Genomic DNA, 21,700 nt, shown 5'->3' with positions numbered 1-21,700 from the left:
ACCATGCGGGTTCGCGGTCGCCTAGTCATCGGCGAGAAAGCAGATCGCGCTCAACATTTTCAAGTCCACCCGGGAATCGGTCGGCTTTCTAAGCTCCGCCACGCGGACCATGGCGTTGGCGCCTTCCTGGAAGTTGACGCGAACAACGCTCGTTGCCATTCATCGAGGGACCGGGGGCTGTTTCATTGAAGCAATTCCGTTATACATACCTCGCCGCGCTGGCAACGCTAGCAATCACGCCGTTCGCGCACGCTTCGTTGTCCATCCTCGGCGTCACGCTTGACGGCGGATCGACCGTCACCGTCGCGCCTGGCGCCAGCGTGACGGTCGTCATCTCTGTACGCAATACAGCCAATAATAATTGGCGGGCCAGCGACTGGGCGATCTCCAACACCACCTGTATCGATCATTCCAACCATGATGGAAACGGCACGTACGGCGAGACGTTTTCCATAACCGCGCCTTCGACGGCGAGCACCTACACAATAGCGTTTACTGCGTATTCGACCGACGCCTGCGGCACGCCCGCCAGCAGCGTCTATGCTATGACGAACGCCATTGTCGTTTGCACGCCGGCGACGGCGCCCTCCCTCGTTACGGTGGACCACAATGGCTTTTGCGTGGGGGATTATCCCAATATCGCCCTGACGGCCACCGGTGGGTCGGGAGCGACTTTGACGTGGTTCAGTGATTCATGCGGCGGCACATCCATCGGAACCGACACGCCGCTGACGATTGCCTCGCCGAACACTACGACAACCTACTTTGCACGATGGGAATCATCGCCTTGTACGCCCTCATCATGCGCGAATGTGACGGTGACGGTTAATTCACGGCCTTCGACTCCGTTCAACCCCACGGCCACGCCGGCCACGATCTGCGGTGGTGCCTCTTCTGTAATTGCGGCGAATGTCGGTGCCGGCGATACGATCGATTGGTACATCGGAAGTTGCGGAGGCACATCGATCGGGTCCGGGACCTCGATCAGTGTCAGTCCCGCGTCCGCCACTACTTATTACGGTCGTGCGCGAAACATCTCCACGGGCTGTACGAGTGCAAACTGTGTCACTGCCACCGTTGGGGTCAATTCGTTACCCGCAGCGCCGACGGGCGCGGCGGCCACGCCCTCAACAATCTGCAACGGTTCATCTTCAATGCTTTCGGCGACCGTGGGTTCAGGTGAAACCGTTGACTGGTACATCGGCACTTGCGGCGGCAGCTCGTTGGGGTCCGGCACCTCGATCAGCGTGAGTCCATCCACGACGACCACGTACTTCGCGCGTGCCCGAAATACGTCTACGGGCTGCGCCAGTTCAAGCTGTGCACAGGTCACGCTCGAGGTCGCTCCGAGCTGCGACGACTTCGATCCATGCACCGCTGACAGCTGCGTCGACGGTCAGTGCTCCCACACGCTTGCCGACGCCGATACCGACGGTATCTGCGACGCGGAGGACCTCTGCGCCAACACTCCGAGCGGTGACAGCGTCAATACCCAGGGATGCTCATGCGGCCAAGTGAGCTGCGATGACAACGATCCCTGCACCACCGACACGTGTAGCGCGGGCGTCTGTTCGCACACGCTCGATGACTCAGACTCGGATGGCGCGCCCGATTGCAACGATGCGTGTCCGAACGATCCAGGGAAGATCGCCCCCGGTGTGTGCGGATGTGGCGCCGCCGACACGGACACCGACGGCGATAGTACGCCCGATTGTCTGGATGGCTGTCCGGCTGATCCGGGAAAGGTCGCGCCCGGCACTTGCGGCTGCGGGACTTCCGATGTGGACTCCGACTCTGACGGCGCCGCGGACTGCAACGACGCATGCCCGAATGATCCTGCCAAGACCTCGCCGGGAATGTGCGGCTGTGGCGCGGCGGACATCGACACGGATGGCGACGGCGTCGCCGATTGTCTCGATGGTTGCCCCACGGATGCGACCAAGGCCGCGCCCGGTCAATGCGGTTGCAGCTCAAACGACACCGACGTGGACGGCGATGGCGTGTCGGATTGTGTTGACGGCTGCCCCAATGATCCTTCCAAGACCGCCCCGGGGCAGTGCGGCTGCGGAGTGGCGGATACGGACGCGGATGGCGACGGAGTTTCCGACTGCAACGACGGTTGCCCCAGTGATGCCGACAAGAGTGGGCCGGGCCAATGCGGCTGCACCGTCTCCGATGCCGACAGCGATAGCGGCGGCTTTCCAGACTGCCACGATAATTGTTCTTCGGATCCCAACAACCAGACGGACTCCGATGGGGACGGCCTGGGAAACGCATGCGACGGCTGTCCCCAAGACGCGGCAAAGGCATCGCCCGGCGCGTGCGGCTGCGGCGTGGCGGATACCGACGCCGACGGTGACAGTGCGGCAGACTGCAACGACGGTTGCCCCAATGATCCCGCCAAGACCTCCCCCGACCAATGTGGCTGCGGTTTTTCAGAAGTGGACGTCGACGGAGACGGCACGGCCGATTGCATCGATGGATGTCCAATGGATCCGGCCAAGATTGCCCCGGGCGCCTGTGGCTGCGGCACGCCGGATACGGACGGAGATGGCGACGGCACGGCGGACTGCAATGACGGCTGTTCCAATGACGCCGACAAGGCTTCTCCGGGAGCCTGCGGCTGCGGCGTCGCTGATATGGACAATGACGCGGACGGAGCGGCCAACTGTGTGGACGGCTGTCCGGACGACATGGGAAAGACAGCGCCCGGAACCTGCGGTTGCGGTGTTGCGGATACAGATACCGACGCCGATGGCGCGTTCGATTGCGTGGATGGCTGCCCCAATGACCCTGGCAAAATCGCACCCGGCATCTGTGGCTGCGGCGCGGCGGACGCTGATTCCGATGGAGACGGAACGGCCGATTGCAACGATGCGTGTGCCGACGATCCGAACAAGATCACCCCGGGTTTGTGTGGATGTGGAACCGCCGACACGGATTCCGACGGAGATGGCGCGCCCGATTGTCTGGATGGCTGTCCGGCTGATCCGGGCAAGGTTACACCCGGCGAATGCGGCTGCGGGGTCGTTGATACTGACGCTGATGGTGATTCGGTAGCGGATTGTGTCGACGGGTGCCCGAGCGACCCCGGCAAGACAGACTTGGGCGCTTGTGGGTGCGGGAATTCGGACATCGACTCCGACGACGATGGCATGGCGGATTGCAACGACGCCTGTCCAAGCGATCCGAACAAAGTCGTAGCCGGCGCTTGCGGTTGCGGGGTATCCGACATCGACAGCGATGGCGACGGAACGGAAGATTGCAACGACGAGTGCCCTGCCGACTCCGCCAAGACCGCGCCGGGAAACTGCGGCTGTGGGTACCCGGATGACGACTCTGACGGGGATGGCACGTTGGATTGCAACGATGAATGTCCAAACGACACGGACAAGGTCTCGGCCGGCGTTTGCGGTTGTGGGCTATCCGATATCGACGGCGATGGCGACGGAACGGAAGATTGCAACGACGATTGCCCCGTGGACCCGGCCAAGATCGAATCGGGCATTTGCGGGTGTGGTGTGCCGGAGGCGGACTCCGACACCGACGGGGTATGCGACGTCGTCGACCAATGCGCCGGTACGATCGGCGGTGACGCGGTCAACGCCGCCGGGTGCTCGTGCGGTCAGATCGACTGCGACGACGGCGATCCCTGTACCATCGATTCATGTGCTGGAGGTATTTGCTCAACAGCGCTTCAGGACAGAGATGGGGATGGATTCTGCGACTCCGTGGACAATTGCCCTGATGTTCGTAATCCAGCTCAGGTGGATACCGATGGCGACGATGTGGGCGACGCTTGCGATGCTGATTCGGGTATCGCCGCGGACGCAACGGGCGATCCGGATGCCCCGGATGCGAGCCAGGACATCGATGTTCACGCGAATGGGCCAGGTTCCGGCGGACCCACGGAGCAGGTAGACGATGGATTCCCGTGGTTGGTACTGAGTTTTCTCTTTGGCGCGCCAATCTGCGCGAATGGCGTGTTCAGCGCCTTGTTGCCGGCTCTCCTGGGAATCACCGCGTTCCGCGCGAGTTTGCGACGACGGCGCAGAGCATAAGCCTGTTTCACCATAACAGGCCGCGCTTCCACACAGGGACAGGTACGCTAAATCAAGTGTTCGGCGGGAGTAATCGTGACAGCCGACGGTGGGATTTGAACCCACGACCCCCGCTTTACGAAAGCGGTGCTCTACCACTGAGCTACGTCGGCGATGATTCGAGCCGATCCCCATGCTTCGCAAGCCTTCGGGACCGCTCCAGTAACATCGGTATGTTCGGGGCCGGGATTGTAGGCGTCAAGTCGCCACGGCGACTCCACTGGGCGAGCGGGCCGCGGGCGACGAACGTGGGCTACGGGCAAACGACGTCGGTCATGAGCAGGTTCACAAACGCGTCCACATCGGCAAATTCAATCACATCGTTACCGTCCACGTCGGCGCGGCACAGCGCTGCCGACCCGCAGGCAGGAGCCAACAAGTAGGCGTCCACAAGACCTTGCAGGTCAAGACCGTCCAGTTGGCCATCGCCATTGGTATCGCCGGGGCAGCAGGTCTGCTCGCAGGACGGCCCCGCCATCAGCTTTTCGAGGAATGCCGCTACATCGAGGCCATCGATCGTTCCGTCCAGGTTGACGTCCGCACGACAAAACTCCGGCGTATCCTCCAGTGGCGGATCCAACACAGCGTTCACGAAGAGCTCAACGTCGGCGTCCCCAATGGTACAACTCTCGTCCATGTCACCGACGCAACATTCCGGTGCCGTCGGCCCGCAAGGGTTCGGTGTACAGACCGTCCCGTCGCCCTGAAAAACCCCGCTCAGCCCGCTGCACTCCGTCGCCGTCGTCTCCTGGCACGAGGGACCCGCCAGGCAACACGCCCCAAGGGGCGGACACGGGTCCGGTGTACAGGTCGTAGAATCGCCCTGATACGTGCCGCTTATCTGACCGCACTCCGTTTCGGTCAAAAGCTGGCAAGGGGTGGCGGGGACGCAGCACGCGCCGATCGGCGGACAGTTGAGCGGCGAACAGGGCTGACCCTCGGTGTAAACGTCGTCGACCGCGCTGCAATCCACCTCCGGTAGGACTTCGCAGTCTTGGTTCGCGTGGCAACAAGCGCCGGAGCCTGTCGGGATGCAGGAAATGGTCATTTGACCGGTACCGCTCGCGCCAGCCGTGCCGCCGACACGAATTAGATAGCAATTGCCATTGGTCACGGGGAGCGTCAGATAGCTCGCCGTCCCGCAGGCGTTGTCGTTGCAGTCAAGGGCCGGCGCCGCGACTGGGCATCCGCAGCCGTCGTAAACAGCGACCGCGGAGTCATAGTTCGCCGAGCAGAGATCGACCGTCATCGTGCCGTCGCAGGTTGCGGTGTACTCAAACCAGATATCGTTGTCGAGCGCGGAACATTCGACCGGGCCATCGGTCGTCGCGAGGCCGGTGTCGAACGGCGTGACGCTGGTGGTCACGACGATCGCATTGGCGCAGGCGTCATTGGGAGGGGGACAATTGGCGGAATCGCAGGGCGCGCCGCTCAGAAGTTTTTCGAGGAAGTGGGCGACATCGCGCCCATCCACGACGCCGTCCTGGTTCACGTCGGCGCGGCAGAACTCCGGCGTCCCCTCTAAGGGCGGCTCCAGCAGGGAATCGACAAAACCGGGAATATCCGGTTCCTCCACTGCACAGTTGTTGTCAATATCACCGGGACAGCACTCAGGTACAGTCGGCGGGCAGGGGTTCGGTGTACAGACCGTCGCATCACCCTGGTAAGTCCCACTCGCGCCCGCGCAGGCCAACTGCGTCATGATCTGGCACGAACTGTCTGGTAGGCAACACGCCCCTTGCGCCGCGCAGGTGAAGAGCGAACAGGGCTGACCATCGGAGTAAACATCCCCCCCAACCATGCAGTCTACGAGCGCAACAGGGTAGTCGCAGCTTAGGTCGCTATGGCAGCACGCGCCGAAACCCGTTGGCGTACAAGCGAGGACCATCTGACCGGTGCCGCTCGCTCCGGCCGAACCGCCGACGCGGATGAGGTAACAATTACCATTGGTCACAGGCACGGTCACATAGCTGGCTGTCGCGCAGGCGTTGTCGTTGCAGGCCAAGGCAGGCGCCGCGACGGGGCACGGGCAGCCGTAGACCGCCACGGCCGAGTCGTAGTCCGCCGTACAGAGATCGACGGTCAGCGTGCCGTCGCAGGTCGCGGTGTAAGAAAACCAGATGTCGTTATCGATGCTGGAGCAGAGTTCGGCCGGGCCATCGGTCGTCGCCCCGAGGGTAACGAAGTTGTGCAAGCCGTCGGTGACGATCATGGCATCGACGCAGGCGTCATTGAGGGGCGGGCAGGAGAAGGTGATGCAATCGCCGGCGTGCCAGACGCCGTCTTGCTGGTAGCATTGGAGTGGCGTGAGGTCATCGCACGAACCATTGGGCAAACAACATGCGCCGGGGTCCGTTGTTCCACAGGGAGGATCGAGATCACAAAAGGCGCCAGGGGAGAATCGCTGATTGGGGCCTTGGCAGTCAGCGATGTTTACGCCATCGACACAAGGTGGGTTGGTATCGTCACAACACGCCCCGGTGATGATCGCGCAATCGCCGGGACACGTGCCTCCGGGCGTGAATACGTCAAACGGCCCATTGCACTCTGAGGGGTTCATCACGGGATCGCAGGTCCCTGCATCAGTGTGGCAACACGCGCCAGGGTTCGTTTCCGCATCCTCGGCAAAAATGACAAAAGAGAAGTCGCGGTTCGTCCCCGCCGGTGGTGGGTTCTGCGCCGCGCAGCTCGAGTGATTCAGATTCCCGGAATGGTCCGTCCAATAAGGAATACCTTTTGGCGGAAAACCGAACTTTGCGTTACCGCCATTAAGCTGCGATACGCACCAGAAGGACTGCGGCGGAGCCGGGAAAATGGGCACAACAGAGAGCCAGTACTTGGTGTTCTTCGCGACATTGATACTGACGGGAATGTCGACGACAAAAAATGACTTACATATTCCCCCGGGCGTCTCATTCACGAGCGACGAAGCCGGAACGATTACCGTGGCATGGACCAGACCGATGTGGCCGCCGGCACTGTTGGGCTCACCTGCGGGGTGATCGCCGCCGACGGAATCATTCGGATAAATCGTGACTTCAACGCTCTCCCACGTCTCCGTGGGCGTCGCACTCTCGCTGCCGGATTGAAAAAAGATCACGCCGACGCGCACGGTTGTGATCTGGCAACTCCCTGGATTCAGGTCTGTGATAATGAAATCGTCGGCCGCCGCTGCCGTAAACTGCCAAAGCGGCTCCGCGGGCGGTCCGCTGCGCTGGCTGGCGACGTCGCCGAGATCCTCCAGCGGCGCGCCGTTATCGATCATGAAGGTGCCCGGACCGCGGCGGGCTGAGAACGCCGGCGCTGATGTCCATGCATGAGGTAATCCTGTCGACGGGTGGGCAGGTCGCCGGATCAGTCCTGGCGAGGAAATCGCCACGGGCCCCTCTTCGGCCGCTGCCGACGCAGCCCCGGCAAACAGACAACCCAACGCGCCGCCGACGGCGCAGAGTAGGCGATGACCGGACAGGCGATTGATGCTTTCCACGATTGCCCTTGTTCCCCGTTCCCGCGTCCCAATTGATCGGCTTTTGGCCCCTCGGCCGACACCTGTGGACCCCCCGGACCGTTAACCTATTGTACTCCGCCGCCAGATGTCCCGGTGGCGGTTATCGCCCCTTTTTTGGTGGGATTCGTAACTCTTCTCCCGCCAACGGGCTCCGTTCGATCGACCGTCGGCGATCCCGCCGCCCGGCGAAAGAGGTTAACCAGGATTCGCAGCAGCGAGCCCCCATGGAAGTAGTTCTCCGGCACCCGCCAATGGAGTGTCCGGCCGTCGGGGATGCGGATCGAACCGGCGGACCCCGCGAAGAGCGGCTCGACCTTTTTGATCTCGCCTTCGATCGAGAAGATCACATCCGGCTCGCGCTTGATGATCGTCTTGATGTTCCAGGCCATCGCCCGGACCTTGATCTCCGTCACGGTCAGCAGCGTCTCGACCGACTCCGGATATCGGCCGAAGGCGTCTTCCAGATCGCGGGCGAGTTCTTCCACATCCTGCGGAGTGCGGCAGGCGGCGAAACGTCGATAGCATTCCATCCGCTGGCGATCCGAGGAGATGTAGCTCTTGGGGATTTGCGCCTCCACGTCCAGCTCGAGGTGGACGGCCGCCCGCGGCGCGGCCAGTTCGCCACGCATCCGCTTGACGGCTTTTTCCAGGAGCTGGCAATAGAGTTCGTAGCCGACGGCGGCGATGTTGCCGGACTGCTCCGCGCCGAGGATATTGCCCGCGCCGCGGATCTCCAGGTCGCGCATGGCGATGCGAAATCCCGCGCCCAGATCGCTGTACTCCTCAATCGCCTTCAGACGCTTCGCGGCCATGCTCGTCAGCGGTCGGTTCGGACTGAGCAGGAGATAACAGTAGGCCCGGTGCTTGTAGCGACCGACGCGACCACGAAGCTGATGCAGGTCGGCCAGTCCGAAGAGTTCCGCCCGATCAATGAACATCGTGTTGGCGCTGGGGATGTCCAGTCCCGATTCGATAATGGACGTGCAGACCAGCACGTCCGCCTCCCGGCGAACAAACCGCGCCATCACCTCTTCGAGTTCGTCGCCGTGCATCTGCCCGTGACCCACGAGCAGCTTCGCTTCCGGCACCAGCGTGCGCACCTTGTTGGCGATCTGCTCGATCGTCCGAACGCGATTGTGGACGAAATAGACCTGGCCATCGCGGTTCATCTCGCGGACGATGGCCTCGCGAATCAGCGTGTCGCTCCAGGCGCAGACGCTCGTGGAGATCGAACGGCGATCCAGCGGCGGCGTGGCCAGGCTGGAGATGTCACGCAGGCCGATCATGGACATGTGCAGCGTCCGCGGAATGGGCGTGGCGGTCAGCGTCAGCACATCGACCGTCGTGCGAAGCTGCTTGAGCCGCTCCTTGTGCTCAACGCCGAAACGCTGTTCCTCGTCAATGACGACGAGTCCAAGATCGGCGAACCCGACGTCCTTGGAAAGTAGGCGATGCGTGCCGATGAGGATGTCGACGCGGCCGGCCCGCGCGGCGGCGATGATCGTCTTCTGCTCCCTGGCCGATCGAAACCGATTGAGACATTCGACGACGAACGGGTAGTCCGCCATTCGCTCCTTGAAAGTGCGGAAATGCTGCTCGGCGAGGACGGTCGTCGGAACCAGCACGGCCGCCTGCTTGCCGAACTCGATGACCTTGAAGGCCGCGCGCATGGCCAATTCGGTCTTTCCATACCCCACGTCGCCGCAAAGCAGCCGATCCATCGGCCGGGCCCGCGCCATGTCGATCTTGATATCGCGAAGCGTCATCACCTGGTCGGGCGTCTCGGTATAGAGGAAGGCGTTCTCGAACTCGGTCTGCCAGTGCGTATCCTGCGGATAGGCGACGCCGGGTTGCGACTCGCGCACGGCCTGGATGCGCAGCAGGTCGGCGGCCATGTCGCCGACGGCCTCCTCGACCTTCTCCTTGGTCTTTTCCCAGCGCTTCCCGCCGAGCTTGGAGAGCGGCGGACGGGCGGTCTTGGCCCCGATGTATTTCTGCACGAGATCGATCTGCGACGCCGGAACGTGCATCGTCGCGTCGTCGGCGAAGCGGATCGTGAGGAACTCCTCGCTCGTCCGTGATTCGCCGCGGCGCATGGTCCGCATCCCGACGTATTGGCCGATGCCGTGGGAGATGTGCACGACGAAATCGCCCTCGGCCAGATCGAGGAACGATTCAATCGGCCGCGTCGCCGTGACCTTGCGCAGCCGGCGTTTCTGGGTGTAGCGGCGGAAAAGTTCGTGGTGCGCGACGACGACGAGGGACTGCCGGTGGCCATCGGCGCCGCTGACCCAGCGGAATCCCTGATGAATGAGGCCGATCTGTGTGGCGATCTCGCGCGGAGCCATCGGATCGGCAGTCGCCGCCTGCTCGACGAGTTCCTCCAGGCGATCAACCTCACCCTGATTGTCGCAATACACGACGACCGGATCCTGTCGCGCCATCGTCAGGAGCTGCGCGACGGCGTCGGTCGCCTTGGATTCAAACGTCGGCAGCGATTCGCAGGTCAGTGCAAACGTGTCCTCGTCGGCGGCAGCACCCGTGGGAAAACGGCTGAGGTGAAGCTGCGAGAACGTGGCGGCCTTGCGCAGGATGGCCTCGACGGGGAAGTGACCGACAGGGTTTCCGAGCCGGTCGAGAATGGTGCGGCCGATCTCGGCAATCTCCGTCGGCTCGCTGAAGACGATGAGGGTTCGCGGATCCAGGTAGTTGAAAAATGTCGTCGTGTCCGCCGATGGCAATTTCGCCTGCGAAGGAGGCAGCGTGATTCGCGTAGTCGTCAGAGTGCGAACGGAACGCTGTGTGCCGACCTCGAATTGTCGGATCGACTCGATGCGATCGCCGAAGAACTCGATGCGGACCGGGTCGCGCTCCGTCGACGCAAAAATGTCCAGAATGCCGCCACGCAGCGCGAAATCGCCGGGATCCTCCACCTGGTCCAGCCGCTCGAAGCCGCGCTCCACGAGAAACGTGGCGATCGTGTCCGGCTCGCAATGTTGTCCCACCGACAGTACGAGCGTGTGCGCGTCCAGACTCTCCGGCGTCGGCACTGGTTGGATCAATGCCTGAATCGGCGCGACGAACACCTCCGCCGGCGGCTGTGCCCCATTCTTCGTGGGCGGCGCGCCTCCCGGCCGCAGGAGTGCGCATAACCGCGCTCGCTCCGCGCCGATCTCCCCCGCCCCCGACCCCTCCCCCGGCAGCGCCTCCCATGCCGGCAGGACCTCTACGGCCCTTCCAAGCGCCGTTTCCATGTCGTCGCGGGCATCGTCGGCCTGGTCGAGGTGCGCGGTGATGTAGAGGAGCGGCCCTTGAGAACGTGCGCCGAGGAGTGCGGCCAGAATGGGCGCGGAACTTCCCCACAGCCCCGTTGCCGCAAGGGGGGTCTTCGATTCCCCGATTCTCGCGCGGAGGGCTTTGACGACCGGATCATCTTCGATCGTGCTCGCAAGAAGCACAGGGAGATTATGTTGCCGAACGACCCGATCGGCAATTCACCGTTCGCTGTGGCCCTACGCACGGTCACAAAATGTTGCAATTAGGACCGGAATCAGCTAGTTTGAAGGTCTAGTGACTCTTTCATAACACCCAGTCACACCTATCAGTTTGGAGAGGGATTCTCATGCAGACATCGAAGCGACGCGGTATCAGTTTGATGATTTCGGCCCTGGTCCTCGCGCAGGCCGTGAGTACGACACACCTCCTCGCGCAGGTGCAGTGGCGCTCCGCGCCAGCCGTCCCGGCCCTGCAACGGGCAATCCGACCGGTCGCCGAAGAGGTTCAGTCGATCGTCGCGGACGCGGCGTCCCGCCGATTGGTCTTGCAGTTCGCGCAGCCGGTCGACGACGCGATTCGTCAGCAACTGATCGAGGCCGGAGTGCGGCTTCTGTCGCCGGTGGGAAACAACGCCTACTTCGCCTCGGCCCAGGCCGGGCCTCGTCTGGCTAAACTGGCGGACATCATCGCTCTGCAAAGCGCTCAACCCATTGAGCGATCCATGAAGCAGCACCCTGCCATCATCGCGGGCGAATGGCCGGACTACGCGGTCGCTTCACCGGCCGACGCCGATGGCGCCCGCAAGCCCGAAGACATCGTCGCGATCTATGCCGTGTTTCATCCCGACGTAACCATGAACGACGCGGTCGCCTTCGCGGGTCAGCAAGGGGCGGTGGTCAAAGCCGAATTGTTCACCATCAACGCCCTCGTTTTGGAGTTGCCGCTTGCCCAAGTCGACGCCCTGGCCGATCTCGATGCCGTGCAATGGGTCGAACCGCCCCTTCCGCTTTTGAGCCCGGTCAATGATAGCAATCGGGCCCTGACGCAGGCCAATACGGTTCAGGGCGTGCCGTACAGCCTGACCGGAGCCGGCATCAACGTGCTGGTGTACGACGCCGGCACGGCGCGGGCGTCACACCAGGATTTTGGCGGGCGACTAACGGTCCGCGACGCGTCCGGAATGATTGATCACGCCACGCACGTGAGCGGTACGGTCGGGGGAAGCGGCTCGGCCTCCGGTGGAATTCGCAGGGGCATGGCGCCGGGCGTGACGATCCAATCGTACGGATTCCAATACGACGGCTCCGGGACGTTCCTTTATACCAATCCCGGTGACCTGCAAAGCGACTACAACCAGGCGATCAACACGTTTGGCGTCGACATCGCCAACAACTCCATCGGCACCAATACCGAGACCAACGGGTTCCCCTGCAGCATTCAGGGCGACTACGGCGTCACCGACCAGTTGATCGACTCCATTGCCCGCGGTTCGCTGGGCGCGCCCTTCCGCATCATCTGGGCCAACGGCAACGAGCGCCAGGGCAATCGCTGTGATGTCGAGGGATTCGGGGATTACTACAGCACCGCCCCGCCCGCCACCGCCAAGAACCACATCGCCGTCGGCGCCGTCAATTCCAACAACGATTCGATGACCAGCTTCAGCAGTTGGGGGCCGACGGATGACGGCCGCCTCAAGCCCGACATCTCCGGACCGGGGTGCCAGTCCGACAGCGATGGTGGCGTGACCTCCTGTACGGCCGCCAGCGACACGGCCTACGGTTCGTTCTGCGGGACGTCGATGGCCGCGCCGACGGTGACAGGGCTTTGCTCGCTTCTCCTTCAGGACTATCGCGCGCAATTCCCCGCGACGCCCGACCCGCGGAACTCGACGCTGAAGATCCTGCTCGCGCATAACGCGGTCGACCTGGGCAACATCGGCCCCGATTACCAATTCGGATACGGCTCCGTTCGCATTCAGAACACGATCGATTTCATGCGCACCGGCAATTTTTTTGAGAACTCGGTCGGCCAGGGCGGCGTCGTCAACACGAGCGTCACCGTCGCGCCATTTGAGTTGCAGCTCAAGATCACGCTGGCGTGGGATGACGCGCCGGGGACCCCGAATGTCAACCCCGCGCTGGTCAATAATCTCGACCTGATCGTGACGAGCCCGTCGGCCGTCCGGGCGTATCCGTGGACGCTGAACGCAGTAAGTCCGAGCAGCGCGGCGCTCCGTACGCAGGCGAACAACGTCGACAACATTGAACAAGTGCTGGTCGATCTCCCGGAAGCGGGGGTCTGGCAGATCCAGGTGGTCGGGACCAACGTCCCGCAGGGGCCGCAGCCCTTTTCTATCTGTGCCTCGCCGAACATCGCCGTCCCCGCCGCGATTAATATCGGGTTGCCGAATGGCACACCCTCCCTCATCGCTCCGAACACGCCGACCGTCATCGACGTGCAGATCACCACGACCAACGACACGCTCGTCGGCGGCTCCGAGATGTTCTTCTATCGCTTCGACGGCGGCAGCTTTATCAGCGCGCCGCTGACGCCGACAGGTGGCAGTAACTACACAGCCACGTTGCCCGGCACGACGTGCTCCGGTGCGCCGGAGTTCTACTTCCGGGCGCAGGGGACGAGTAGTGGAACCGTCACGAATCCGCCCACCGCCCCCGCGAGCGTCTATACCGCCACCATCGGCGAAATCACGGTGGTTGTCGCCGATGACATGGAGACGGATCAAGGATGGACGGTCGGGGATACCGGTGATAACGCCACAACCGGCATCTGGACGCGCGTCAACCCGAACGGCACTGCCGCTCAGCCCGAGGACGATCACACCGCCACGCCGGGTGTAACCTGCTGGGTGACCGGTCAGGGCGCCGTCGGCGGCGGCTTGGGCGACAACGACGTGGACGGCGGGAAGACGACGCTGGTGACGCCCACCATCGACCTCTCCTCCGGCGATGCGACGATCAGCTACTGGCGCTGGTATTCCAACAATACCGGCGCGGAACCCAACGCGGACACCTTCCGCGTCGATATCTCCAATGCCAACGGCGGCGCGGGCACCTGGGTGAATGTGGAGACCGTCGGGCCCGCGGGCGTCGAGGCCGGCGGCGGCTGGTTCTTCCATGAATTCACGGTCAGTTCCATCGTCGCGCCGACGGCCCAGATCAAGCTTCGCTTCATCGCCGAGGATGCGGCCTTGGGCTCGCTGATTGAGGCGGCGGTCGACGATTTCCGCGTCGAACGGTTCGATTGTGCGGGCTGCCCGACGATCACCGTCGATCCGACGTCCTGCCCCGACGCCGTGGCCGGGCAACCTTACACCCAGTTGTTGTCCGGTTCCGGGGGAACTGGCCCCTATTCATTTACTGTCCTTCACGGAAGTCTCCCGCCGGGGTTGAGTCTGGTGGGTGATACGCTTTCGGGGTCAGCCATAGGCCCCATCGGCTCGTACGCCTTCACCATCCTGGCGACGGATGCCAACAATTGCACCGGCGAGCGATCCTATTCCATCGCCGTAACGTGTCCGACAATCGCGCTCGCGCCGACCACGCTTTCCGCGACCTTCGTCAATCGAGACTACACCAAGACCATTACGGCGAGTGGAGGAATCGCTCCGTACAGCTACGGCCTGTCCGGCGGATCCTTGCCGCCCGGACTGACCTTATCTCCCGGCGGCGTGATCTCCGGCACGACGACACAGGCCGGGACATTCAACTTCATAGTGACGGCGACGGAATCGAACGGTTGCGCGGGCAATCGAGCCTATTCGATTGTCGTGCGTGTCAAGGCGGTCGAACCGTTTTGATTGACGAAAGAGCCCCGGCGCCTATGGCAGCGTCTACTCGCCGGCAAGATCGCCGACGAACCGCGCGACATCGTCTATGAGGTCGGCTGTGCGGCCGATGGGTTGGGCACTCGTTGCCATCCGATGGACAATCGCACTGCCGACAATCGCCCCGTCGGCGAAGCGGCAGACCTCGCGGACGTGGTCGGGACGGCTGATGCCGAAGCCCACCAGCACCGGCAACGACGATTCTGCTTTCAATGAACGAACTTCGTCGGCCAGCGCGGCGGGCAGGGCCGCCCTTTCGCCCGTCGTGCCCTGCACTGAAACGTAATACAGGAATCCGGTCGCGGCTTGCGCGATCCGGCGTCGCCGCTCGGGCGGAGTGGTCGGCGCGACGAGCATCGACAGCCGCAGGTTTTCTTTGGCCGCCGCCAACGCCAACGCCGGCGCTTCTTCCAGCGAGATGTCCGGGACGATGAGCCCATCGAAGCCGGCCATGTGCGCCTCCGCCGCGAACACCTCCACCCCCCGCCGGTACACGATCGATGCGGACACCATCGCCAGAAGCGGATAGGCGATTTGGGCGCGCACCGAGGCGACCATCTCGAATACGTCTTGAACCTTGATCCCGCTCGCCAGCGCCCGGGTGAAGGCCTGTTGAATGACCGGTCCATCGGCGATGGGATCGGAAAAGGGGATGCCCAGTTCGACGCCGCGAATCGGCAAGGTGTTCAGTCGCTGGAGGAGCGCCGCCGTAATCTCAAGGTTTGGATAGCCCGCCGCTATGAACGGCCACAATCCCGGTGGCCGGTTCGCGAATGCGGTATCGATGCGGTTGGTCGACGGATCAATGCCCAAGGTCCGTCCCTCGCAATCGCGCCACTTCGACACAGTCCTTATCGCCGCGGCCGGAGAGATTGACGACGATCGCCTGATCGCGCGGCATCGTCGGCGCAAGTTTCACCACGTGCGCGATGGCGTGCGCCGGCTCCAGCGCCGGGATGATCCCCTCCGTCCGGCTCAAACGCTCGAAGGCGTCCAGCGCTTCGTCGTCCGTCGCGGCCACGTACTCGACGCGCTTCGTCTGCGCCCAATTCGCGTGCTCAGGGCCGACCGCGGGATAATCCAAACCGGCCGACACCGAATGCACCGGCGAGGTCTGGCCGTCGTCGTCCTGAAGCACGAGCGTCTGCATGCCGTGCAGAACACCCGGCCGTCCGCGGGAGATCGTCGCACTGTGCCGCCGGTCCAGCCCCTCCCCCGCCGCTTCCACGCCGATCAATCGAACCGGATCGTCGAGAAACGGATAAAAAATACCCGCCGCATTGCTCCCGCCCCCGACGCACGCCACCACGACATCCGGCAGACGGCCACGCGCCGCCAGGATTTGCTGCCGCGTCTCGCGGCCGATGACCGACTGCAACTCGCGGACGATCATCGGAAACGGGTGCGGGCCCATGACCGAGCCGATGACGTAGTGCGTATCGCCCACGCTGGCGATCCAGTCCCGCAGGGCCTCGTTGATCGCGTCCTTGAGCGTCCGCTGGCCGGCCTCGACGGATACGACTTTCGCCCCGAGCAGCTTCATCCGGTAGACGTTGAGGGCCTGCCTCCGAACATCCTCGGCCCCCATATAGACGACGCAGTCGAAGCCCAGCACCGCCGCCGCCGTCGCCGTCGCCACGCCATGCTGCCCCGCGCCGGTCTCGGCGATGAGGCGGCGCTTGCCCATCCGCCGGGCGAGCAGCGCCTGGCCCAGCGTGTTGTTAATCTTGTGCGCGCCGGTGTGGTTCAGGTCTTCGCGCTTGAGGTAGATCGCCGCGCCGCGGAGTTCGTTCGTGAGCCGCGCCGCGTGATACAAGGGGCTAGGGCGACCGACATAGTCCGCGAGATAGCGCTCCAGCTCGCCCCAATACCCCGCGTCGAGCTTTGCCGCTTTGTACGCGTCGTCAAGTTGCCGCAGCGCCGCCATGAGCGTCTCCGGCACGAACTGCCCCCCATAGGGGCCGAATCGACCGCCGGCGTCCGGCAGGGCGCTGAGTTGCGATGTGGTATCCGACATTCAAGCCTCGAAAGTACGCCCCCATAATAAGTTGCGTCCGGTCTTCCCGCCAAATCCTCCGGAGGAAAATGCTTTCTGCACCCCCCCACGGCCGATACAATACCACCATGCCTACCAGCCCATTTGATACCGCCGAAGGATTCAGCTCGCCCGTCGTCCGGCAGATCTCCGTCTTCCTTGAGGACCGCGTCGGGGCGCTGATGCGCCTGTTCCGCGCCTTTGAGGGCACGACCGTCAGCGTGGTGGGCATGTCTGTCGTCCACGCGGTGGACTGTGCCGTCGTCCGCCTGATCTGCGACCCGACCGACAGCGCGATCGACGTCCTCAAGCATCGCGGCTTTCCCATTAGCACCAGCGAGTTATTGGTCGTCGAGGTCCCCCACGGTCACGGCCTGATGTCCATCTGCTCGGCCCTTTTGGCCGGTGAGGTGAACATCGACTACGCCTATCCGCTCCTGGTCCGCCCGACCGGCAACGCGGCGCTGGCGATCCACACCGACAGCGTCGAGACCGCCGCCAACGTGCTGAAGAACCGCAAGTTCCAGGTGATGTCGGAAGACGAGCTGGGCCACGGGCCGGTACGGTAGGTTCTGGAATTACGAATTGCGAATAGCGAATGGCGAAAGCCGGTAGGGCGGGTTCCACCCGCCTATGCCGTAGGGTGGGCCGTACCCACCTTCTGATTTCCCAATGCCGTAGGCTTGGCCGTGCCTACACCCCGCTTTCACGATAGAATCGTTCACTGCCCGCGGGCGATTAGCTCAGTTGGTTAGAGCACCTCGTTTACACCGAGGGGGTCGGGGGTTCGAGTCCCTCATCGCCCAGTTAATTCGGGCTCCGCCGTTGCAATCGCGGTTCTCCCCAAATCAATCCTACGACGGCCCGCCGTAAACCAAGCACCCTCAATCTTAAACCCTTGGCTGAAAGGGCCTTAACCCCTGTTCCCCTAAATCCCTCACTTTTAAGGGAGCGCTGAGCAAGGATACATGTCAGAGAACAAAAGGAGGCGGAGGAGTCTCCGCCCTACGCAGTACTGGCCACGAGTCACTCAACAATGGCCACTACGGCTTCGGAGTTTCCGCGCGATGAAAATGATTATCAGCATTTTCAATCACTCAAGCCTCAAGCCCCAGGCCTCAAGCCGTCAATTGCGCTCGATTGCGCTCGATTGCGCATGAAAACTAATTCGCCGAGGTAATTCGCATGTCCAACGACGCCCAACAAGACAACTCTCGCTCTTCTGTCTTCGAAAAACTCCCGCCCGACCTCCGCCGCGCCGTCAACGTCGCCATCATCGAACACTGCCCGCCCAACTTCCGCGCCATCTGGATGCAGTTCGAGCTGGGCAAGTTCGGCGTCAGCTATTACGCCCTCTACCGCTACGCCCGCCGACTCCGCGACCGCGTCAACCTCGTCGAGGCGGCCGGTCTCGCCGCCGAGGACGACCCCGGTCTCGACGGCGCCATCCGCAAACTCGCCGACCGCCGTCTCTTCGAACTCCTCCTCAACTCCGACGGCGCCGAACTCAACAAGGAAATCGCCGCGCTCCTCGCCTCCCACGACCGGTCCGTAAGGACAAAACTTCACGACCGCCGCCTCGCCGAAGAATCCCACCGGGCCCGCGCCCGCCTCGATCACGACCGCGACCACCTCCGCCTGAAGGCCGAGGCCCTCGAAGTGATGCGCCAACGACACCTGCGGTTGCTCAAAGAGGGCCCCGATCGCTCTCCTCCCGCCCCTCAATCCCTTAATCCCTCAGTCCCTCAATCCCTTGATCTTGCCCCACCCCTCCGTCTGGCTTGCAGCAACGACCGCGCCGAAGCTGACGCTACCGACGCTGAGCCTCGATCTTCGCCATAACGCCCGGCTCGACCTTGAGCAGTTGCGACTCGACGAGGCGGGGAATCAGGTCGGCCCAGACCGGCTCTTTGGCGAAGACTTCCTTGAAGAGGGGCAGTGCTTCGTCGACGTGGCCGGAGTTGGCGAGGGAGACGGCGCGCCAGAAGGGGATCTCGATGATGTGCGGGGCGTCGGTCTGCGCCGCGGTGTATTCCTTCGCGGCTTGGGCGAAGTCGTTTTTCTCAATGGCAAGGTCGCCGGCGTTCATGTGCAGGTAGGCCCGTTGCAGCTTGACGAGGCGGCGCAGCTCGACGAGCGGCTGGGGGTGATCCTCCACGCGAAGGTCGAAGCGGCGGTCGGCCCAGGGCTTGCCCGTGGATTTCGCCGCGACGACGACAAGCGCCGCCGATTGGCGGCCGCGGATGTCGCCGCCCTCCGCCTCGGCGGCCTCGAGCGCGACGAGCATACGTTCCACCAGATCGCCTTTGGCCTCGCGGTAGGCTTTGGCCATCGCGGGCCAGATGCGCTCGTTGGCCATCAGGTTGGCCTGCACGGAAAACTGCTCGTCCTTGCCCAGCACGTGACCGGCGGGCTGGATGCAGCGCTTACCGGTGTGGACGGTGACTTTGCCGTTTGCGTCGACCATCGCGACCTGGCGGACTTCGCGACCCTCATCGCCCGCGACGAGCGCGGTCAGCGTATCCGGTGCGCTGCGGCCGAGGCGCATCATCTCCAGGCCCAGCGGCCCGTACGCCGGATCGACCATCGATTGCGTGGCGACCGCCCCGACGCCTGCCTCGGCCCAGGGCACGACGCTGCCGACGCTGAACCAGTGCGACTGGACGGCCACGCCCATCTCGCCGGTCGCCGGGTCGCGGGCTACGATCGAGTAGGTGCTGACCGGTCGCCGGGGCAGGGGCGGCGGGGCGGCGACGAGGGGCTGGGCCGCGGCCTGCAACAGGGTGCAGGCGGCCAGACCGGAAAGGACTACGACCTTTGTGCGATGTCTCCGTTGAAGGTAGGGGTTCTGGGGTGGCACGGTCTGACCGCGAAGCGGGCAGGCCGTGTTGGAGATGTGCACCACGGCCTCGCTGCTGCGAGACCGTGCCACCCGAACTGGCAATTGAGACGAACGGCAAGTGTTGCGTGTGGCGGCTCGGGATGGTGCGGATTTATTATGATTTTTCATGGGGAAGGTCCTCCTGGGGCGTTCTTTTTCAGCGGGGTGGGGCGGATTCGGCAACACACAGGCCGGATTGACTTTACCGCGATTCCGGGCGATAATATAGTGTGGTAGTGCGGATTGCTGCCCACTGCGCTGCGGGCTTTTTGACGGCCTGACGCGACTCACCATGGGCGACCCACCAGTGCGATCCGTGGACAGACCCGCCGGCCCTGGAGGCACCGTGAAGACGTTCCGGCATCCTGAGATCAATCAGCTCGCCCACGAGCTGGCCCTCTCACCGGCTCGCCATCGGCTGCGGCAGATTGCCGGCATCGCCCGGGCGATCGAACTGGTCGATCCGGAGCGCGACTACCCGTACTCCTTCATCTGCTTCACGATCACCGGTTACCGACCGCGGCGCCGGTCGGAGGATGCCGTCCTCTCCGGCGAGCCCCTGCGGGCCGACCTTGTTGAATTGATGAGCCAGTTGACGGCCGCGTGCCCGATTCCGATCGAGGCGGCGGACGGCCCGCTGTACGACGTCGAGGCGCTCGCGCAGCGTTTCAATGTCTCCACCAAGACGATCTCTCGCTGGAAACTTCGCGGTCTGGCCGGGGCATGGTATGCGTCGGCCGACGAGAAGCCGCGCCTGGCGTTTACCGGCCGCATGGTGCAGCAGTTCGTCGCCCGTCACCTGGATTTCGTTCGCCGCGGTTCGGCGTTCGCGGTCATGGGGGATGAGGAGCGGCGGCGGATCATCGAGCGGGCCCGCGTGCTGATAGCTTCCAACCGACCCTCGCTCCATGCGCTCACCCTGCACCTCGCCAAGGAAACAGGCCGCGCGGCGGAGACGGTTCGCCTGACGATCCGGCGTTTTGATCGCGACCATCCGGACCAGGCCCTGTTTGATTGCAGCGAGCAGCCCCGCGCCGTGGACGAGGCGGCATTGGTCCGTGCGGCGTTCGTGGCGGGGGCGTCCATTCCGACGCTGGCCGCGCGGTTCGCCAAGCGCGAGAGCGAGATTCGCCGGTTGCTGGATCGGGCCCGCGCGGCCGAATTAGCCGCCACGCCGATCGCATACGTCCATAACGAGACCTTTGATGCGCGGCACGCTGAGAAACAAATCCTGAACGGCCCCGCCCCGCTGGCGGCGGACGGCCGGTCGGCGACCGACGCGATGCTGGCGCGGACGCCCGGCGAGATGCCCGTCTATCTCCAGGAGCTGTACCGGACGCCGCTCTTATCGCGAGAGGAGGAAGTCGATCTGTTCCGACGGATGAACTTCCTGCTCCATCAGGCGGAGTTGCTCCGCCGCAAGATCGCCGCCGCGCCCGAGGCAGCATCGGCCACCGACATTCATGCCGTCGAAGTGAAGCTCGAAGCGGCGAACGGCCTCAAGGGCCGTATCGTGCAGGCCAATCTGCGACTGGTCGTCAGCATTGCCAAGCGCCACGTCTTCGGCCATCCGGCGATCAACCTGTTTGAACTGATCAGCGATGGCAATCTCTCGCTGTTCCGCGCCGTGGAGAAGTTCGACTACGCCCGGGGCTTCCGCTTCAGCACCTATGCGACGTGGGCCATCACCCGCGGCTTTGCGCGAAGCGTGCCCGACGAGATTTCGCATGCCGATCGCTTCCAGACGGGTTGCGAGGAAGTATTGGCGACGACGGGCGAGTGCGATGAAGAGGCGGCGCCTGCGGTGGAGTGTCTCAGACTCGCCCTGGCGGACGGCTTCAAGACGCTCGAACCTCGGGAGCGCGTCATTCTCCAGCGACACTTTGGTTTGGAAGGCCCGCCTGACGGCCAAACGCTGGATGAGATCGGCCAGGAACTGGGTCTGAGCAAGGAGCGCGTCCGACAGCTCGAGGTACGCGCCCTGGCCAAACTGAGAGGCGCCATGGGCCCGCGCGCAGTCGAACTTCTGGCCGGTTGAAAGCAATCCCCAATAGCT

11 protein-coding genes and 2 tRNA genes are annotated in these 21,700 nt (G+C 63.6%); 6 read left to right on the top strand and 7 right to left on the bottom strand.

Features of this window, described 5'->3' with window-relative positions; genetic code table 11:
- Positions 1-21 precede the first annotated feature (21 nt).
- Positions 22-159 carry a hypothetical protein gene (locus tag VJZ71_03640; GenBank protein ID HKQ47146.1) on the bottom strand — a complete coding sequence of 46 codons (138 nt, stop codon included), beginning with the start codon at positions 157-159 and terminating at the stop codon, positions 22-24.
- A 26-nt stretch (positions 160-185) separates the two neighbouring features.
- On the opposite strand from VJZ71_03640, the gene VJZ71_03635 reads away from it, so the two are divergent.
- The gene (locus VJZ71_03635; protein HKQ47145.1) at positions 186-4,061 is read left to right on the top strand and encodes a hypothetical protein; all 3,876 of its coding nucleotides are present in this window, start codon (positions 186-188) and stop codon (positions 4,059-4,061) included.
- 80 nt (positions 4,062-4,141) lie between these two features.
- Here the strand turns inward: VJZ71_03635 and VJZ71_03630 are convergent.
- From VJZ71_03630 to mfd, 3 genes are all read right to left on the bottom strand, one after another.
- Positions 4,142-4,213, bottom strand: a tRNA-Thr gene (locus tag VJZ71_03630).
- 140 nt (positions 4,214-4,353) lie between these two features.
- Positions 4,354-7,587, bottom strand: coding sequence for a hypothetical protein (locus VJZ71_03625; GenBank protein HKQ47144.1), 3,234 nt, complete (start codon positions 7,585-7,587; stop codon positions 4,354-4,356).
- Between the two features lie 86 nt (positions 7,588-7,673).
- A complete protein-coding gene (gene mfd, locus VJZ71_03620; protein ID HKQ47143.1) occupies positions 7,674-11,066 on the bottom strand; it encodes a transcription-repair coupling factor in 3,393 nt (1,130 codons plus the stop codon).
- 164 nt (positions 11,067-11,230) lie between these two features.
- On the opposite strand from mfd, the gene VJZ71_03615 reads away from it, so the two are divergent.
- A complete protein-coding gene (locus VJZ71_03615) occupies positions 11,231-14,701 on the top strand; it encodes a S8 family serine peptidase (protein HKQ47142.1) in 3,471 nt (1,156 codons plus the stop codon).
- 33 nt (positions 14,702-14,734) lie between these two features.
- On the opposite strand, the gene trpA is transcribed toward VJZ71_03615, so the two are convergent.
- Complete coding sequence (gene trpA, locus VJZ71_03610; GenBank protein HKQ47141.1) at positions 14,735-15,541, bottom strand: tryptophan synthase subunit alpha; 807 nt, start codon at positions 15,539-15,541, stop codon at positions 14,735-14,737.
- Positions 15,531-16,745 carry a tryptophan synthase subunit beta gene (gene trpB, locus VJZ71_03605; GenBank protein ID HKQ47140.1) on the bottom strand — a complete coding sequence of 405 codons (1,215 nt, stop codon included), beginning with the start codon at positions 16,743-16,745 and terminating at the stop codon, positions 15,531-15,533. Before trpB ends, trpA begins: the two co-directional genes overlap by 11 nt.
- A gap of 107 nt (positions 16,746-16,852) precedes the next feature.
- On the opposite strand from trpB, the gene VJZ71_03600 reads away from it, so the two are divergent.
- The 3 genes from VJZ71_03600 to VJZ71_03590 all read left to right on the top strand — a co-directional run bounded on the left by VJZ71_03600 (position 16,853) and on the right by VJZ71_03590 (position 18,605).
- Positions 16,853-17,332 (top strand): acetolactate synthase, encoded by a 480-nt coding sequence (locus VJZ71_03600; GenBank protein HKQ47139.1) that lies wholly within the window; start codon positions 16,853-16,855, stop codon positions 17,330-17,332.
- A 163-nt stretch (positions 17,333-17,495) separates the two neighbouring features.
- Positions 17,496-17,569, top strand: a tRNA-Val gene (locus VJZ71_03595).
- 379 nt (positions 17,570-17,948) lie between these two features.
- Positions 17,949-18,605, top strand: coding sequence for a hypothetical protein (locus VJZ71_03590; protein HKQ47138.1), 657 nt, complete (start codon positions 17,949-17,951; stop codon positions 18,603-18,605).
- Here the strand turns inward: VJZ71_03590 and VJZ71_03585 are convergent.
- A complete protein-coding gene (locus tag VJZ71_03585; protein HKQ47137.1) occupies positions 18,574-19,665 on the bottom strand; it encodes a DUF1028 domain-containing protein in 1,092 nt (363 codons plus the stop codon). The genes VJZ71_03590 and VJZ71_03585 overlap by 32 nt on opposite strands.
- Before the next feature lie 325 nt (positions 19,666-19,990).
- Between VJZ71_03585 and VJZ71_03580 the strand changes: the two genes are divergently transcribed.
- The gene (locus VJZ71_03580) at positions 19,991-21,682 is read left to right on the top strand and encodes a sigma-70 family RNA polymerase sigma factor (protein ID HKQ47136.1); all 1,692 of its coding nucleotides are present in this window, start codon (positions 19,991-19,993) and stop codon (positions 21,680-21,682) included.
- Positions 21,683-21,700: the final 18 nt, after the last annotated feature.

The organism is Phycisphaerae bacterium, from assembly GCA_035275405.1.
In the GTDB taxonomy this organism is placed as follows: domain Bacteria; phylum Planctomycetota; class Phycisphaerae; order UBA1845; family UTPLA1; genus DATEMU01.
The sequence above is the reverse complement of the archived record's forward strand: the minus strand, read 5'-3'. Positions and strand labels throughout refer to the sequence as shown.

What these genes read in the sequence shown, in the direction of transcription:
- VJZ71_03640 (HKQ47146.1), bottom strand. Translation starts at nt 159, where the DNA reads ATGGCAACGAGCGTTGTTCGCGTCAACTTCCAGGAAGGCGCCAACGCC.
- VJZ71_03615 (HKQ47142.1), top strand. Translation starts at nt 11,231, where the DNA reads ATGCAGACATCGAAGCGACGCGGTATCAGTTTGATGATTTCGGCCCTG.
- trpB (HKQ47140.1), bottom strand. Translation starts at nt 16,745, where the DNA reads ATGTCGGATACCACATCGCAACTCAGCGCCCTGCCGGACGCCGGCGGT.
- VJZ71_03600 (HKQ47139.1), top strand. Translation starts at nt 16,853, where the DNA reads ATGCCTACCAGCCCATTTGATACCGCCGAAGGATTCAGCTCGCCCGTC.
- VJZ71_03590 (HKQ47138.1), top strand. Translation starts at nt 17,949, where the DNA reads ATGTCCAACGACGCCCAACAAGACAACTCTCGCTCTTCTGTCTTCGAA.